The 17,356-nt window shown below is 53.6% G+C and carries 16 protein-coding genes and 1 pseudogene; all 17 read left to right on the forward strand.

The features are described 5' to 3' along the window. Position 1: 1 nt before the first annotated feature. The 17 genes and pseudogenes from amiB (at position 2) to ACFK9X_RS03220 (ending at position 17,352) form a co-directional block, all read left to right on the forward strand. Positions 2-1,321 (forward strand): N-acetylmuramoyl-L-alanine amidase AmiB, encoded by a 1,320-nt coding sequence (amiB, locus tag ACFK9X_RS03140; RefSeq protein ID WP_151115491.1) that lies wholly within the window; start codon positions 2-4, stop codon positions 1,319-1,321. 9 nt (positions 1,322-1,330) lie between these two features. Then, positions 1,331-3,187 carry a DNA mismatch repair endonuclease MutL gene (gene mutL, locus ACFK9X_RS03145; protein ID WP_151115493.1) on the forward strand — a complete coding sequence of 619 codons (1,857 nt, stop codon included), beginning with the start codon at positions 1,331-1,333 and terminating at the stop codon, positions 3,185-3,187. Then, positions 3,180-4,130 (forward strand): tRNA (adenosine(37)-N6)-dimethylallyltransferase MiaA, encoded by a 951-nt coding sequence (miaA, locus tag ACFK9X_RS03150; RefSeq protein WP_001000736.1) that lies wholly within the window; start codon positions 3,180-3,182, stop codon positions 4,128-4,130. Before mutL ends, miaA begins: the two co-directional genes overlap by 8 nt. 82 nt (positions 4,131-4,212) lie before the next feature. Then, entirely contained in the window at positions 4,213-4,521 is a 309-nt protein-coding gene (gene hfq / locus ACFK9X_RS03155; RefSeq protein WP_001051875.1) for an RNA chaperone Hfq, read from the forward strand. Positions 4,522-4,592: 71 nt separating this feature from the next. Beyond that, complete coding sequence (gene hflX, locus ACFK9X_RS03160) at positions 4,593-5,873, forward strand: ribosome rescue GTPase HflX (RefSeq protein ID WP_151115495.1); 1,281 nt, start codon at positions 4,593-4,595, stop codon at positions 5,871-5,873. Between the two features lie 214 nt (positions 5,874-6,087). Further along, on the forward strand, positions 6,088-7,347 hold the full coding sequence (hflK, locus tag ACFK9X_RS03165; RefSeq protein WP_151115497.1) for an FtsH protease activity modulator HflK: 1,260 nt from the start codon (positions 6,088-6,090) through the stop codon (positions 7,345-7,347). Positions 7,348-7,349: 2 nt separating this feature from the next. Continuing rightward, positions 7,350-8,354, forward strand: coding sequence for a protease modulator HflC (hflC, locus tag ACFK9X_RS03170; protein ID WP_001232417.1), 1,005 nt, complete (start codon positions 7,350-7,352; stop codon positions 8,352-8,354). A 78-nt stretch (positions 8,355-8,432) separates the two neighbouring features. Then, complete coding sequence (locus tag ACFK9X_RS03175; RefSeq protein ID WP_151115499.1) at positions 8,433-8,630, forward strand: DUF2065 domain-containing protein; 198 nt, start codon at positions 8,433-8,435, stop codon at positions 8,628-8,630. Between the two features lie 102 nt (positions 8,631-8,732). Continuing rightward, a complete protein-coding gene (gene purA, locus ACFK9X_RS03180; RefSeq protein ID WP_151115501.1) occupies positions 8,733-10,031 on the forward strand; it encodes an adenylosuccinate synthase in 1,299 nt (432 codons plus the stop codon). Positions 10,032-10,238: 207 nt separating this feature from the next. Further along, positions 10,239-10,664 (forward strand): nitric oxide-sensing transcriptional repressor NsrR, encoded by a 426-nt coding sequence (gene nsrR, locus ACFK9X_RS03185; RefSeq protein WP_001177632.1) that lies wholly within the window; start codon positions 10,239-10,241, stop codon positions 10,662-10,664. 37 nt (positions 10,665-10,701) lie between these two features. Then, positions 10,702-13,140, forward strand: a complete 2,439-nt coding sequence (gene rnr, locus ACFK9X_RS03190; protein ID WP_151115503.1) for a ribonuclease R — start codon at positions 10,702-10,704, stop codon at positions 13,138-13,140. Between the two features lie 90 nt (positions 13,141-13,230). Further along, entirely contained in the window at positions 13,231-13,962 is a 732-nt protein-coding gene (rlmB, locus tag ACFK9X_RS03195) for a 23S rRNA (guanosine(2251)-2'-O)-methyltransferase RlmB (protein ID WP_001293274.1), read from the forward strand. A gap of 131 nt (positions 13,963-14,093) precedes the next feature. After that, positions 14,094-14,498, forward strand: coding sequence for a YjfI family protein (locus tag ACFK9X_RS03200; protein WP_000312605.1), 405 nt, complete (start codon positions 14,094-14,096; stop codon positions 14,496-14,498). Positions 14,499-14,512: 14 nt separating this feature from the next. Further along, the gene (locus ACFK9X_RS03205) at positions 14,513-15,211 is read left to right on the forward strand and encodes a PspA/IM30 family protein (protein ID WP_000511974.1); all 699 of its coding nucleotides are present in this window, start codon (positions 14,513-14,515) and stop codon (positions 15,209-15,211) included. Then, positions 15,211-16,281 carry a potassium channel family protein gene (locus ACFK9X_RS03210; RefSeq protein ID WP_000899676.1) on the forward strand — a complete coding sequence of 357 codons (1,071 nt, stop codon included), beginning with the start codon at positions 15,211-15,213 and terminating at the stop codon, positions 16,279-16,281. Before ACFK9X_RS03205 ends, ACFK9X_RS03210 begins: the two co-directional genes overlap by 1 nt. Beyond that, positions 16,254-16,936 (forward strand): annotated as a pseudogene (locus tag ACFK9X_RS03215) (YjfK family protein). Before ACFK9X_RS03210 ends, ACFK9X_RS03215 begins: the two are co-directional and overlap by 28 nt. A 17-nt stretch (positions 16,937-16,953) precedes the next feature. Then, a complete protein-coding gene (locus tag ACFK9X_RS03220) occupies positions 16,954-17,352 on the forward strand; it encodes a DUF350 domain-containing protein (protein WP_151115505.1) in 399 nt (132 codons plus the stop codon). Positions 17,353-17,356: the final 4 nt, after the last annotated feature.

Below are 17,356 nucleotides of genomic sequence, written 5' to 3' on the forward strand. Positions count from 1 at the left end.
GATGATTTATCGCATCAAAAATGCCGTAATAGCAGCCTTAATCCTGCTGTGCGCGCACGCGGGCGCCGCCAGTCTCTCTGATATTCAGGTGTCCAACGGCGAGCAGCAGGCGCGCATTACGCTGAGTTTTATCGGCGAGCCGGAATATGCTTACTCACAGGACGGTAAACGTACCGTGGCGCTGGATATCAGGCAGACCGGCGTGATTCAGGGGCTGCCGCTTCAGTTTAGCGGTAACAATCTGGTGAAAACGATCCGTGCCGGAACGCCGAAAGATGCGCAATCTTTACGGTTGCTTGTCGATCTGACGGAAAATGGTAAAACCGAGGCGGTGAAGCGGCAAAACGGCGGCAACTATACGGTCATTTTCACCATTAATGCCGATGTTCCGCCGCCGCCACCGCCTGTCGTCGCGAAACGGGTTGAAAGCGCGCCCCGCCCGACGGAGCCTGCCCGTAATCCGTTTAAATCTTCTGATGATCGCCTGACCGGCGTAGCCAGCAGCAATACCGTTACGCGGCCTGCGGCGCGCGCGTCGACAGGCGCTGGCGATAAAGTGGTGATTGCTATTGATGCCGGACATGGAGGCCAGGATCCCGGCGCGATAGGCCCGGGCGGTACGCGCGAGAAAAATGTCACCATCGCCATCGCGCGTAAGTTACGCACATTGCTGAATAACGATCCGATGTTTAAAGGCGTGCTGACGCGTGACGGCGACTATTTTATTTCGGTGATGGGGCGGTCTGACGTGGCGCGTAAGCAAAACGCTAACTTCCTTGTCTCTATTCATGCGGATGCCGCGCCAAATCGCGATGCCACCGGCGCCTCCGTCTGGGTATTGTCCAATCGTCGCGCGAACAGCGAAATGGCAAACTGGCTTGAGCAGCATGAGAAGCAATCCGAACTGTTAGGCGGCGCTGGCGATGTGCTGGCGAACAGTCAGTCAGACCCTTATCTGAGCCAGGCGGTACTGGATTTGCAATTCGGTCATTCGCAGCGGGTAGGGTATGATGTGGCGACGAACGTGCTAAGCCAACTCGACGGCGTGGGGTCGCTGCATAAACGTCGCCCGGAACACGCGAGCCTGGGCGTGCTGCGTTCGCCGGATATCCCGTCCATTTTGGTGGAGACGGGTTTTATCAGTAATCACGGCGAAGAGCGATTGCTGGCGAGCGAACGCTATCAGCAGCAGATTGCTGACGCTATATACCGGGGGTTGCGTAAGTACTTTGCAGCGCATCCGATCCAGTCTGCGCCGCAGGGCAGCCCAGGCCAGACGGCCAGTACCAACCAGCCTGGCGCCATAACCGCCGCGAATTAAGGAGATTTCATGCCGATTCAGGTTCTGCCGCCGCAGCTTGCGAACCAAATCGCCGCTGGCGAAGTGGTGGAACGCCCTGCGTCGGTTGTTAAAGAGCTGGTAGAGAATAGTCTGGATGCAGGCGCTACCCGCGTTGATATCGACATCGAGCGTGGCGGCGCGAAGCTTATTCGTATTCGCGACAATGGCTGCGGCATTAAAAAAGAGGAGCTGGCGCTGGCGCTGGCCCGTCATGCCACCAGTAAAATCGCCTCGCTTGACGATCTGGAAGCGATTATCAGTCTGGGATTTCGCGGCGAAGCGCTGGCCAGTATCAGTTCGGTCTCGCGTTTGACGCTAACGTCGCGCACGGCGGAGCAGGCGGAAGCCTGGCAGGCGTATGCGGAAGGGCGCGACATGGACGTGACGGTAAAACCCGCCGCGCACCCGGTCGGCACCACCCTGGAAGTTCTGGATCTCTTTTACAATACGCCCGCCCGGCGCAAATTCATGCGTACCGAAAAAACGGAATTTAATCATATCGATGAGATCATCCGTCGTATTGCATTGGCCCGTTTTGACGTCACGCTTAACCTGTCGCACAACGGCAAATTGGTACGGCAGTATCGCGCTGTCGCAAAGGACGGGCAAAAAGAGCGCCGGTTAGGCGCCATCTGCGGCACGCCGTTTCTCGAACATGCACTGGCGATCGAGTGGCAGCATGGCGATCTGACCCTGCGCGGCTGGGTCGCCGATCCGAATCACACCACCACGGCGTTAACGGAGATCCAGTACTGTTATGTGAATGGCCGCATGATGCGCGACCGCTTGATCAACCATGCCATTCGCCAGGCCTGTGAAGATAAACTGGGCGCGGACCAACAGCCTGCGTTTGTGTTGTATCTGGAGATTGACCCGCATCAGGTGGATGTCAATGTTCATCCCGCCAAGCACGAAGTGCGTTTTCATCAATCCCGGCTGGTGCACGACTTCATCTATCAAGGGGTGCTGAGCGTTCTACAACAGCAGACGGAAACGACGCTGCCGCTGGAGGAGATTGCGCCAGCGCCGCGGCATGTCCCGGAAAACCGTATCGCCGCCGGGCGCAACCATTTTGCTGTACCCGCCGAGCCAACTGCGGCGCGCGAGCCCGCGACACAGCGTTATTCCGGCGGCGCATCGGGCGGCAACGGCGGGCGTCAGTCCGCAGGTGGTTGGCCGCACGCGCAGCCAGGTTATCAGAAGCAGCAGGGCGAGGTTTATCGCGCGCTTTTACAGACGCCGGCGACGAGCCCCGCGCCGGAGCCGGTTGCGCCTGCGCTTGACGGACATAGCCAGAGTTTTGGTCGCGTACTGACGATAGTCGGCGGTGACTGCGCGTTGCTGGAACACGCGGGGACTATCCAGCTCTTGTCGCTGCCGGTTGCGGAGCGTTGGCTGCGTCAGGCGCAGCTTACACCGGGTCAAAGTCCGGTTTGCGCGCAGCCGTTGCTGATTCCGCTGCGTTTAAAAGTGAGCGCCGATGAAAAAGCCGCACTGCAACAAGCCCAATCTTTGTTGGGAGAATTGGGTATTGAATTTCAGTCAGATGCGCAGCATGTGACCATTCGGGCGGTGCCTTTACCCTTACGACAACAAAATTTACAAATCTTGATTCCTGAACTGATAGGCTACCTGGCGCAACAGACCACATTTGCAACGGTCAATATTGCACAATGGATAGCGCGTAATGTGCAGAGCGAACATCCGCAGTGGTCGATGGCGCAGGCCATATCGCTGCTGGCGGATGTTGAGCGGCTATGTCCGCAGCTGGTAAAAGCGCCGCCGGGTGGCCTGTTACAACCTGTTGATTTACATTCGGCGATGAACGCTCTGAAGCATGAATGATGTAAGCAAGGCGAGCCTGCCTAAGGCGATATTTTTGATGGGGCCGACGGCCTCCGGCAAAACGGCGCTGGCGATAGAACTGCGTAAAGTTTTGCCAGTAGAGTTGATAAGCGTTGATTCCGCCCTCATTTATCGGGGAATGGATATTGGCACGGCTAAGCCGAATGCCGATGAGTTGAAAGCGGCGCCGCATCGACTGCTGGATATACGCGACCCGTCGCAGGCGTATTCGGCGGCGGATTTTCGCCGCGACGCGTTAGCGCAAATGGCGGAGATCACCTCTGCGGGGCGTATCCCGCTGTTAGTGGGCGGTACCATGCTGTATTTTAAGGCATTGCTGGAAGGGTTATCGCCGCTGCCTTCAGCAGATCCGGAAGTGAGATCCCGGATAGAGCAGCAAGCAGCGGAGCTTGGATGGGAGGCGTTGCATCAGCAACTTCAGGAGATAGATCCGGTTGCCGCCGCGCGAATTCATCCAAATGATCCGCAAAGACTTTCCCGGGCACTGGAAGTTTTTTTCATTTCGGGTAAAACTTTAACGGAGCTAACGCAAACGTCAGGAGACGCGCTACCGTACCAGGTGCATCAGTTCGCTATCGCCCCGGCGAGCCGTGAACTGCTCCATCAGCGCATTGAACTGCGTTTTCATCAGATGTTGGCTTCAGGTTTTGAAGCAGAAGTCCGGGCGCTTTTTGCCCGAGGAGATTTGCATACGGACTTGCCTTCCATCCGTTGTGTGGGATACCGCCAGATGTGGTCATACATTGAGGGCGAAATCTCATATGATGAAATGGTTTATAGAGGTGTTTGCGCCACGAGACAGTTGGCGAAGCGCCAGATGACCTGGTTGCGCGGTTGGGAAGGGGTGCGCTGGCTTGACAGTGAGAATCCCGATCGGGCGCGAAAAGAAGTATTACAGGTTGTTGGTGCTATCGCAGACTGAATGTGTACAATTGAGACGTATCGTGCGCAATTTTTCAGAATCGAAAGGTTCAAAGTACAAATAAGCATATAAGGAAAAGAGAATGGCTAAGGGGCAATCTTTACAAGATCCGTTCCTGAACGCATTGCGTCGGGAACGTGTTCCAGTTTCTATTTATTTGGTGAATGGTATTAAGCTGCAAGGTCAAATCGAGTCCTTTGATCAGTTCGTGATCCTGTTGAAAAACACGGTCAGCCAGATGGTTTATAAGCACGCGATTTCTACTGTTGTCCCGTCTCGCCCGGTTTCCCATCACAGCAACAATGCCGGTGGCGGCGCCAGCAATAACTACCATCACGGTAGCAACGCGCAGGGTTCTACTGCGCAACAGGACAGCGAAGAGACTGAATAAGTTCACGCGCTGTTTATCCATGTCGGGGGCGTCGGATAATCGCCCCCGCTGGTTATTAAGAGGGTTTACGCTTGTTTGACCGTTATGATGCCGGTGAGCAGGCGGTACTGGTACACATCTATTTTTCGCAAGACAAAGATATGGAAGACCTCCAGGAGTTTGAATCTCTGGTCTCTTCCGCCGGTGTCGAAGCAATGCAGGTGATTACCGGTAGCCGTAAAGCACCGCACCCGAAGTACTTTGTAGGTGAAGGTAAGGCAGTTGAAATTGCGGAAGCCGTGAAAGCGACTGGCGCAGCGGTCGTATTGTTTGATCATGCATTGAGTCCAGCCCAGGAGCGAAACCTGGAGCGTTTGTGCGAGTGCCGGGTTATCGATCGCACCGGTCTTATCTTAGATATTTTTGCCCAACGTGCGCGTACCCATGAAGGTAAGTTGCAGGTTGAGCTGGCACAGCTACGCCATCTGGCTACGCGTCTGGTGCGTGGCTGGACCCACCTTGAACGTCAGAAAGGCGGGATTGGTTTGCGCGGTCCGGGTGAAACCCAGCTCGAAACCGACCGTCGTTTACTGCGTAATCGCATTGTGCAGATTCAGTCGCGCCTAGAGAAAGTTGAGAGGCAACGTGAGCAGGGGCGGCAGTCGCGCATCAAGGCCGACGTTCCGACGGTATCGCTGGTGGGCTATACCAACGCCGGAAAATCCACCCTTTTTAATCAGATCACTGAAGCGCGGGTCTATGCGGCAGATCAGCTATTTGCGACGCTGGACCCCACGTTACGTCGTATTGATGTAGCGGATGTCGGTGAAACCGTTCTGGCGGATACGGTAGGCTTTATCCGCCATTTACCGCACGATCTGGTGGCTGCCTTTAAAGCTACCCTGCAGGAGACGCGTCAGGCGACGCTGCTGCTGCATGTGGTCGATGCGGCGGATGTTCGTGTGCAGGAAAACATCGAGGCGGTAAACACCGTTCTCGAAGAGATTGACGCTCACGAAATCCCCACCTTAATGGTGATGAACAAAATCGATATGCTGGACGACTTTGAACCGCGTATCGACAGAGATGAAGAGAATAAACCCATCCACGTTTGGCTTTCAGCGCAAAGCGGCGTGGGAATACCACAGCTTTTTCAGGCTTTGACGGAGCGTCTTTCCGGCGAGGTGGCGCAGCATACGCTGCGTTTGCCGCCGCAGGAAGGGCGTCTGAGAAGCCGGTTTTATCAGCTTCAGGCAATAGAAAAAGAGTGGATGGAGGAAGACGGTAGCGTCAGTCTGCAGGTACGAATGCCGATTGTCGACTGGCGTCGCCTCTGTAAACAAGAACCGGCGTTGATCGAATACGTGATCTAGACGCGAAGTCATTCAGGTCGTATTGAAGCGGTAGCTGAGAGAATTTCAGGAGCTCACAACGAAGTGACCTGGGGTAAAAAAGCCGCCACTCAGGACGTAGCCTGAAAGATGATGTCTGTAACGGCGGTTCGTCTGAAGCATGGAGTAATTTCGCCTTATCCTCTGAGGTCGAAAGACAACGGGGATCACCGCATAACAAATATGGAGCACAAACATGGCGTGGAATCAGCCCGGTAATAACGGACAGGACCGCGACCCGTGGGGAAGCAGCAAACCTGGCAGCAACTCTGGGGGAAATGGAAACAAAGGTGGCCGCGATCAGGGACCTCCCGATCTGGATGATATCTTCCGTAAGCTGAGTAAAAAACTCGGTGGTTTTGGGGGCGGTAAAGGCACCGGTTCCGGCGGCGGTAGCTCATCGCAAGGCCCGCGTCCGCAACTGGGAGGCCGTATTGTCGCCATCGCCGCGGCGGCAGTAGTCATTATCTGGGCGGCCAGTGGTTTTTATACCATTAAAGAAGCCGAGCGCGGCGTTGTAACGCGTTTTGGTAAATTCAGCCATCTGGTAGAGCCAGGTCTGAACTGGAAGCCGACATTTATTGACGACGTTACGCCGGTGAACGTCGAAGCGGTGCGCGAACTGGCGGCGTCAGGCGTGATGCTGACGTCTGATGAAAACGTCGTGCGCGTTGAAATGAACGTGCAATACCGCGTCACCGATCCGCAGAAATATCTGTTTAGCGTGACCAGCCCGGACGATAGCCTGCGTCAGGCCACCGACAGCGCGCTGCGTGGCGTCATTGGCAAATACACGATGGATCGCATCCTGACCGAAGGCCGTACCGTTATTCGTAGCGATACCCAACGCGAGCTGGAAGAGACTATCAAACCGTACAACATGGGGATTACCCTGCTGGATGTGAACTTCCAGGCTGCGCGTCCGCCGGAAGAGGTGAAAGCCGCCTTTGACGACGCGATTGCCGCACGTGAAAACGAGCAGCAGTACATTCGTGAAGCGGAAGCGTATACCAACGAAGTTCAGCCGCGCGCCAACGGTCAGGCGCAGCGTATTCTGGAAGAGGCACGCGCCTATAAAACCCAGACTATCCTGGAAGCGCAGGGTGAAGTCGCCCGGTTTGCGAAGATTTTGCCGGAATATAAAGCCGCGCCGCAGATTACACGCGAGCGTCTGTATATTGAAACGATGGAAAAAGTGCTGAGCCATACCCGTAAAGTACTGGTTAACGACAAGAGCGGTAATTTAATGGTGCTGCCGTTAGATCAGATGCTGAAAGGCGGGAATGCGCCGGCGGCAAAGAGCAACAATAGTGCCAGCAACCTGCTGCGCCTGCCGCCGTCCACAAAGTCTAACGCCAGCGGAGCAAGCAACACGTCGTCCTCAAATCAGGGCGATATTATGGACCAACGCCGCGCGAATGCGCAGCGTAACGACTACCAGCGTCAGGGGGAATAACGATGCGTAAGTCAGTTATTGCGATTATCATCATCGTGCTGGTAGTGCTCTACATGTCCGTCTTTGTGGTCAAAGAGGGCGAGCGCGGCATTACGCTGCGTTTTGGTAAAGTTCTGCGTGACGATGAGAACAAACCGCTGGTTTACGCGCCGGGTCTGCACTTTAAGATCCCGTTTATTGAATCAGTGAAAATGCTTGATGCGCGTATCCAGACGATGGATAACCAGGCCGATCGCTTTGTGACTAAAGAGAAGAAAGACCTGATTGTCGACTCCTACATCAAATGGCGTATCAGCGACTTTAGCCGTTACTATCTGGCGACCGGCGGCGGCGATATTTCGCAAGCCGAAGTGCTGTTAAAACGTAAGTTCTCGGACCGTTTGCGTTCTGAGATTGGTCGCCTGGACGTAAAAGACATCGTGACCGATTCTCGTGGTCGTCTGACTCTGGAAGTGCGCGACGCGCTGAACTCCGGTTCAGCCGGTACCGATGATGAAGTAGCGACCCCGGCGGCGGATGACGCGATTGCCGAAGCGGCGGAACGCGTCACGGCGGAAACCAAAGGTAAAGTACCGGTCATCAACCCGAACAGTATGGCGGCGTTGGGTATCGAAGTGGTCGATGTGCGTATTAAGCAGATCAACCTGCCGACCGAGGTTTCTGAGGCGATTTACAACCGTATGCGCGCCGAGCGTGAAGCGGTCGCGCGTCGTCATCGCTCACAAGGTCAGGAAGAAGCGGAAAAACTGCGTGCGGCTGCTGACTATGAGGTGACGAAAACTCTGGCGGAAGCCGAGCGTCAGGGGCGTATCATGCGTGGTGAAGGTGATGCTGAAGCCGCGAAGCTGTTTGCCGACGCGTTCAGTCAGGACCCTGATTTCTACGCGTTCATTCGTAGTCTGCGCGCTTACGAGAAGAGCTTCGAAGGTAATCAGGACGTGATGGTACTGAGCCCGGACAGCGATTTCTTCCGCTACATGAAGACACCGAGTTCGACGACACGCTAAAATAGCGTCAGCGGTTTTAGACCAGCAAAACCACCGCATCCAAAGGATGCCGGTGGTTTTCTTTTATAAGGGCGATAAATGAATTCAACAATCTGGTTGGCGCTTGCTCTGGTATTAGTCCTCGAAGGGCTGGGACCGATGCTGTATCCCGGCGCATGGAAAAAAATGGTTTCGGCACTGGCGCAACTGCCGGAAAATGTTTTACGTCGTTTTGGCGGCAGACTTGTGGTCGCGGGAGTTGTGGTCTACTACATGTTGAGGAAAACGATTGGCTGAACAAAAAGTGGTCGGATTTGCCGCAGATTGAGTGCAAAAAGTGCTGTATATCTGAAAAAGCGATGGTAGAATCCATTTTTAAGCAAACGGTGATTTTGAAAAATGGGTAACAACGTCGTCGTACTGGGCACCCAATGGGGTGACGAAGGTAAAGGAAAGATCGTCGATCTTCTGACTGAACGGGCTAAATATGTTGTACGCTACCAGGGCGGTCACAACGCAGGCCATACTCTCGTAATCAACGGTGAAAAAACCGTTCTCCATCTTATTCCATCAGGTATTCTTCGCGAGAATGTAACCAGCATCATCGGTAACGGTGTTGTGCTGTCTCCGAGCGCGCTGATGAAAGAGATGAAAGAACTGGAAGACCGTGGCATCCCCGTTCGTGAGTGTCTGCTGCTGTCTGAAGCCTGTCCGCTGATCCTTGATTATCACGTTGCGCTGGATAACGCGCGTGAGAAAGCGCGTGGCGCGAAAGCGATCGGCACCACCGGTCGTGGAATCGGGCCTGCTTATGAAGATAAAGTGGCACGTCGCGGTCTGCGTGTTGGTGACCTTTTCGACAAAGAAACCTTCGCTGAAAAACTGAAAGAAGTGATGGAATATCACAACTTCCAGTTGGTTAACTACTACAAAGCTGAAGCGGTTGATTACCAGAAAGTTCTGGATGATACGATGGCTGTTGCCGACATCCTGACTTCTATGGTTGTTGACGTTTCGGACCTGCTCGACCAGGCGCGTCAGCGTGGCGATTTCGTCATGTTTGAAGGTGCGCAGGGCACCCTGCTGGATATCGACCACGGTACTTATCCGTACGTAACTTCTTCTAACACCACTGCAGGTGGCGTGGCGACCGGTTCCGGCCTGGGCCCGCGTTATGTTGATTACGTTCTGGGTATCCTCAAAGCTTACTCCACTCGCGTAGGTGCGGGTCCGTTCCCGACCGAACTGTTTGATGAAACCGGCGAGTTCCTCTGCAAGCAGGGTAACGAATATGGCGCTACTACCGGCCGTCGTCGTCGTACCGGCTGGCTGGACACCGTTGCCGTTCGTCGTGCGGTACAGCTGAACTCCCTGTCTGGCTTCTGCCTGACCAAACTGGACGTGCTGGATGGCCTGAAAGAGGTGAAACTCTGCGTGGCTTACCGTATGCCGGATGGTCGCGAAGTGACTACCACTCCGCTGGCAGCTGACGACTGGAAAGGTGTAGAGCCGATTTACGAAACCATGCCGGGCTGGTCTGAATCCACCTTCGGCGTGAAAGATCGTAGCGGCCTGCCGCAGGCGGCGCTGAACTACATCAAGCGTATTGAAGAACTGACCGGCGTGCCGATTGATATTATTTCTACCGGCCCCGATCGTACTGAGACGATGATTCTGCGCGACCCGTTCGACGCGTAAATCTGGTACGCCTGGCAGATATTTTGCTTGCCGGGCTAACAGTGTGATACATTGCTGTGTCGGGTAAGCCATTACGCTATCCGACACAGTGCTAAATCCTCGCTTTTTTCCTTCCCCGAACTGAAATAAATTAGCGACACAGCTTGTGGCTGGTTTATCATCAATACAGATAAGTTATATCCCGTTTTCCCTTTTCCTGAGGTTGATGTGCAGTTAACGAGTTTCACCGATTACGGCTTACGTGCGCTAATCTATATGGCGTCGTTACCAGATGGACGAATGACCAGCATTTCTGAGGTGACAGAAGTCTACGGCGTGTCCCGTAATCATATGGTCAAAATTATCAATCAGCTTAGCCGGGCGGGCTTTGTCACCGCCGTTCGGGGAAAAAATGGCGGTATCCGCCTGGGTAAACCGGCTAATACTATTTGTATTGGCGATGTGGTGCGTGAGCTGGAACCCTTATCACTGGTCAACTGTAGCAGCGAATTTTGCCACATCACCCCTGCCTGTCGTCTGAAACAGGCGCTTTCTAAGGCCGTGCAGAGTTTTCTCAAGGAGCTGGATAACTACACGCTTGCCGATTTGGTTGAAGAGAATCAACCGCTTTATAAATTATTACTGGTGGAGTGAAGTAAACTTCATTAGAGATGACAATGGAGGAACCTCAATGTCACAAGATCCTTTCCAGGAACGCGAAGCAGAAAAATACGCGAATCCTATCCCGAGCCGGGAATTTATCCTCGAACATTTAACGAAACGTGAAAAACCGGCCAGTCGCGAAGAACTGGCCGTAGAACTGAATATTGAAGGCGAAGAGCAGCTTGAAGCCTTGCGTCGCCGCCTGCGCGCGATGGAGCGCGATGGACAACTGGTCTTTACTCGCCGCCAGTGCTATGCGCTGCCGGAACGCCTCGACCTGCTGAAAGGCACCGTGATCGGTCATCGTGATGGTTACGGTTTCTTACGTGTCGAAGGCCGCAAAGACGATCTGTATCTTTCCAGCGAGCAGATGAAAACCTGTATTCATGGCGATCAGGTGCTGGCGCAGCCGCTGGGCGCCGATCGTAAAGGTCGCCGCGAAGCGCGTATCGTCCGTGTACTGGTACCGAAAACCAGTCAGATAGTCGGGCGTTATTTCACCGATGCGGGCGTCGGCTTTGTGGTGCCGGACGACAGCCGTCTCAGCTTCGACATTCTTATCCCGCCAGAAGACGTCATGGGCGCGCGGATGGGGTTCGTGGTCGTGGTTGAACTGACCCAACGTCCAACTCGCCGTACTAAAGCGGTAGGGAAAATCGTCGAAGTGCTGGGCGACAATATGGGCACCGGTATGGCGGTTGATATGGCGCTGCGTACCCATGAAATACCCTACATCTGGCCGCAGGCGGTAGAGCAGAAGGTCACCGGGCTGAAAGAAGAGGTGCCGGAAGAGGCGAAAGTCGGTCGTGTCGATCTGCGCGATTTGCCGCTGGTCACTATTGATGGCGAAGATGCCCGTGACTTTGACGACGCGGTTTACTGTGAGAAAAAACGCGGCGGCGGCTGGCGTTTGTGGGTCGCTATTGCTGACGTGAGCTATTATGTACGGCCGCCAACGCCGTTGGATCGCGAGGCGCGCAATCGCGGCACGTCGGTTTACTTCCCGTCACAGGTTGTCCCAATGTTGCCGGAGGTGCTCTCCAACGGTCTGTGTTCGCTAAACCCGCAGGTTGACAGGCTGTGTATGGTCTGTGAAATGACCATCTCGGCGAAAGGTCGGCTGACCGGCTACAAATTCTATGAAGCGGTGATGAGCTCCCATGCGCGTCTGACCTATACCAAAGTCTGGCATATGCTGCAGGGCGATCAGGATCTGCGTGAACAATATGCGCCGCTGGTGAAGCATATTGAAGAGCTGCACAACCTCTACAAAGTGCTGGATAAAGCGCGTGAAGAGCGCGGGGGGATCTCGTTTGAGAGCGAAGAGGCGAAGTTTATCTTTAACGCCGATCGTCGCATTGAGCGTATCGAACAGACCCAGCGTAATGACGCGCATAAGCTTATCGAAGAGTGCATGATCATGGCGAATATCTCGGCGGCGCGCTTTGTCGAAAAAGCTAAAGAGCCGGCGTTATTCCGTATTCATGATAAGCCCACCACCGAAGCGATCACCTCATTCCGCTCCGTACTGGCGGAGCTGGGGTTGGAGCTGCCGGGCGGAAACAAACCGGAACCGCGCGATTATGCCGAACTGCTTGAATCGATTGCCGACCGGCCGGACGCCGAAATGCTGCAAACTATGCTGCTGCGTTCAATGAAGCAGGCGATTTACGATCCGGAAAACCGCGGGCACTTTGGCCTGGCGTTGCAGTCTTATGCACACTTTACCTCGCCGATTCGCCGCTATCCGGATCTTTCTTTGCACCGTGCCATTAAGTACCTGCTGGCTAAAGAGCAAGGGAACAAGGGCAACACCACAGAAACGGGCGGTTATCACTACTCGATGGAAGAGATGTTGCAGCTCGGTCAGCACTGTTCGATGGCGGAACGCCGCGCTGATGAAGCGACGCGTGATGTCTCCGACTGGCTGAAATGTGACTTTATGCTGGATCAGGTAGGCAACGTCTTTAAGGGCGTGATTGCCAGCGTCACCGGTTTCGGCTTCTTTGTCCGTCTTGATGAACTGTTTATCGATGGGCTGGTACACGTTTCCTCACTGGATAATGATTACTATCGCTTCGATCAGGTAGGGCAACGTCTGATTGGCGAATCCGGCGGACAGACATATCGCCTGGGCGACCGGGTCGAGGTACGCGTCGAAGCGGTGAATATGGACGAACGGAAAATTGACTTTAGCCTGATCTCCAGCGAGCGCGCACCGCGTAACGTCGGCAAAACGGCGCGTGAAAAAGCGAAAAAAGGTGAAAGTAAAAACGCCGGTAAACGTCGTCAGGTAGGTAAAAAAGTTAACTTCGAGCCTGATAGCGCCTTCCGCGGCGAGAAAAAAGCGAAGCCGAAAGCAGCGAAAAAAGACGCGAGAAAAGCAAAAAAGCCATCGGCTAAAACGCAGAAAATAGCCGCAGCGACCAAAGCGAAGCGTGCGGCGAAGAAAAAAGCGGCAGAGTGAGCAATACCCTCTTCAAACAGAAGAGGGTGAATTATCTGTAGGCCGGGCAAGCGTAGCGCCCCCGGCAAAACGTAAACAATGAGTACATTAATGAGCGAAATGATTTACGGCATCCACGCAGTGCAGGCCCTGCTGGAGCGCGCCCCTGAACGTTTTCAGGAAGTCTTTATTTTAAAAGGCCGTGAAGATAAACGTCTGTTGCCGCTGATTCACGCCCTTGAGTCCCAGGGCGTGGTTATCCAGCTGGCAAACCGCCAATATCTCGACGAGAAAAGCGACGGTGCCGTGCATCAGGGCATTATCGCTCGTGTGAAACCAGGCCGGCAGTATCAGGAAAACGATCTGCCGGATCTGATCGCATTACACGATCGCCCTTTTTTGTTGATCCTCGATGGCGTCACCGATCCGCATAATCTTGGCGCCTGTCTGCGCAGCGCCGATGCCGCTGGCGTACATGCGGTAATCGTGCCGAAAGACCGCTCCGCGCAACTTAACGCGACGGCGAAGAAAGTCGCCTGCGGCGCAGCGGAAAGCGTGCCGTTGATCCGCGTCACCAACCTGGCGCGCACGATGCGCATGTTGCAGGAAGAGAATATCTGGATTGTCGGAACGGCGGGCGAGGCTGACCATACGCTGTATCAGAGCAAAATGCCTGGCCGCATGGCGCTGGTCATGGGCGCAGAAGGTGAAGGTATGCGTCGTCTGACCCGTGAGCACTGCGATGAGCTGATCAGCATTCCTATGGCTGGTAGCGTGTCGTCGCTGAATGTCTCTGTGGCGACCGGGATTTGTCTGTTTGAAGCCGTTCGCCAGCGAACCTGACGCTAATAGTATTTTTTAAGAAAATAACCATCCATAATCGGATGGTTTTTTTTATCTTTGGCTGGTAATATAAAAAGCAAAACCTACCCTGTAACTCCCTTTATTTATAAAAAAGAGATAGAGATAATAATATGGCATGGACTCCACGGACGCTGGCGGATGCGTTAAACAACATCGCCGAATTAGATATTGATATAGAAAATAATGAGTCTTCATTAATAATAAAAATGAATGATTATGGCGATTTACCACTGGCGGTTTTATTTACCTCGCAACAAATAGTTATCGAGACTTATATCTGTCCGGTAAATACGATTAGAGATACCGCGGAATTTAATCTTTTCTTATTGAGAAATCAGAAGGTTTTACCGCTGTCTTCGGTCGGTATTACTCAGGTAAAACAGGAGGAATATTATGTTGCTTTTGGCGCGCTGTCGTTAAATTCGTCGCTTGCCGACGTGACGCTGGAAATCACCACGCTTGTAGAAAATGCGTTGGATATCGCTGAAATAACACAAGTCTATTCACAGGAATAATACAGGCGGCTTACATGGGAATTTTAAAAAGTTTGTTCACGTTAGGTAAATCATTCGTTGCTCAGGCAGAAGACGCCATTGATGAAGCGCAGGGTGTACGTATGCTGGAGCAGCATATTCGCGACGCAAAAGCCGAGCTGGATAAAGCGGGTAAATCCAGAGTGGATTTATTGGCGCGGGTGAAGTTAAGCCATGACAAGCTGAATGATTTACGTGAGCGTAAAGCCAGCCTTGAAACACGGGCGTTGGCGGCAATGAGTAAGAATGTCGACGCCGCTTTACTCAACGAAGTGGCGGAAGAAATAGCCCGTCTGGAAAATGCCATTCTTGCCGAAGAACAGGTGCTGACTAATCTGGAAGCCTCTCGCGATGCGGTGGAGAAGGCCGTAACGGCGACAGGCCAGCGGATTGCGCAGTTTGAGCAGCAACTTGAAGTGGTTAAGGCGACAGAAGCCATGCAGCGCGCGCAGCAGGCGGTGACGACCTCGACCGTCGGAGCCGCGTCGAATGTGTCTACGGCGGCGGAGTCGCTTAAACGTTTACAAACGCGTCAGGCTGAACGCCAGGCCCGGCTGGATGCCGCCGCGCAGCTGGAAAAAGTCGCCGATGGACGCGACCTGGATGAAAAACTGGCGCAGGCGGGTATTGGCGCAACCAATAAAAGCAATGCTCAGGATGTGTTGGCGCGTTTACAGCGTCAACAAGGCGAATAATGCTCTTTACGTGGATTGTCAAAACCTGCCAGCGTCATTTGTCCAGACTGACCTGGCCCGCTTTGCTGGGCCTGTTTATCGGGCAGTATCTGCTTTGTTATCTGGTGCTGCGCCTGTTGCGCGAAAGCGCGTTGGTGAGCCAGTTAAGCGATTTTATCTATTACTGCTCGGTGGTGGGTTCCACATTAGGTTTTGGCGATCTTAGCCCGCAGACGGCGCCAGGACGTCTGTTCACCGCGCTGTGGCAAATTCCGGTTAGCGTCGGGTTGTTCGGCGCGTTAATGGGAAAAGTGATTGCGCAGGTACAGGGAATGTTAGCGAAAGGAATAACGGGCATGGGCGATTATCGCCATTTACACCATCATATGCTGGTGATTGGCTGGCGGGGTCATCAAACCGAAAAGATGATCTCATTGCTGCTATATGACAAGCGGCGTGCCTTTGAACGGGTTCTGCTGTGCGAACTGGAAGATATTCAGCATCCGCTGCCGGGTAATAACTGGGTGGATTTTATCCGCATCAGCAACTTTAACGATCCGCAGGAACACCAGCGCATGGGGCTGGAGCAGTGCCAGAGCGTGATTATTTTCGCTCGTACCGATGAGCAGACCTTCACGGCGGCGCTCTCGCTGGCAGACTATGTACCCGCGCAGTGCCATATTGTGGTTTATCTGGAAGACGAGCGTTATGCCGGATTACTGGAAACCCACTGCCCGCGCATGGAGATAGTCCGTAACCTTTCCGCTGAACAACTTTCCCGTTCCATTCAGGACCCAGGATCATCGCAATCTGTCGCTTCCATTATGAATCCGATGCTGGGCGATACCGGATTCGCGCTGTCTGTCCCGGCTTCTGTCGCGCCTATGCGATACGGCGCGCTAATGCGTTATATGAAGCTTCATCATGACGCGACGGTGCTGGGGATCAGTCACTGCAAGAATGGTCGTGGTATGGAATTGAATCCGGTGATTTCAACTGAAGTCAGAGGCGGTATGTGGCTACATCTGGTCGGTAATAATCGCATTCTGGCTGAAGAGGTCGCATGGCAAGAGATAGAGGTTCCCCTATGATGCAATTTTTTCAGCGTTTGCTCGGTAAAACAAGCGCGCCAGCGCCGATTCGCGGACCATTAGGATTACATCTTAACGCCGGTTTCACGCTGGATACGCTGGCATTTCGGCTACTGGAGTCGTCGTTGCTGGTGGCGCTACCGGGTGAAAAATACACTGTCGCGGCAGCGAGTCGCATAGATTTAGGCGGCGGCAGTCAGATTTTTCGCTACTACACCTCTGGCGATGAGTTTCTACAAATTAACACCACTGGCGGCACGGATGTTGACGACATTGATGACATCAAACTTTTTGTATATGAGGAAAGTTTCGGTATTAACGAGGAACGTCACTGGCGTTCAGCCATTGCGCCAGCGGCAATAGGGCCGATGACGCTCAACTGGCAAGAACGGCGCTGGCAGCGCTTTTTTAACCATGAAGAGCCGGGCAATATTGAACCTGTCTACATGCTGAAAAGGTTGAAAATCAGCAGGCAGAGAAATGGGACGTTCACAATTTTACGATGGGCTTCCAGCGCCAGGTGACGGATGACGCCTGGGAGTATCTTCTATTGAACGGGGAAGAATCATTTAATGAGTGCGGTGAGCCTGAATGGGTGTTTTCACGCGCCCTCGGCGTGGATATCCCGCTCACTTCACTGACGGTTATTGGTTAAGCACATACAGGGAAATTATGCATATACTGGACGCATTACTGGCTTTCTGCGCCTATTTTTTTATTGGCGCGGCAATGGTCATTGTATTTCTTTTTATTTACTCAAAGATAACGCCGCATAATGAATGGCAGCTGATAAAAAATAACAATACTGCGGCATCGCTGGCCTTTAGTGGTACGTTTCTGGGCTATGTCATCCCCTTATCCAGCGCGGCGATAAACTCGGTCAGTATCCCGGACTATTTTGCCTGGGGCGGCATTGCGCTGGTGATTCAACTGCTGATTTATGGTTGCGTAAGGTTATACATGCCTACGCTGAGCGAAAAAATTATTCATCACAACGTGGCGGCGGGGCTATTTATGGGAACCGCAGCGCTGGCTGGCGGTATTTTTAACGCTGCCTGTATGACATGGTAACGGA

Origin of the sequence: Salmonella sp. WC3 (genome assembly GCF_042932255.1) — a bacterium.
GTDB classification, from domain to species: Bacteria; Pseudomonadota; Gammaproteobacteria; order Enterobacterales; family Enterobacteriaceae; genus Salmonella; species Salmonella enterica.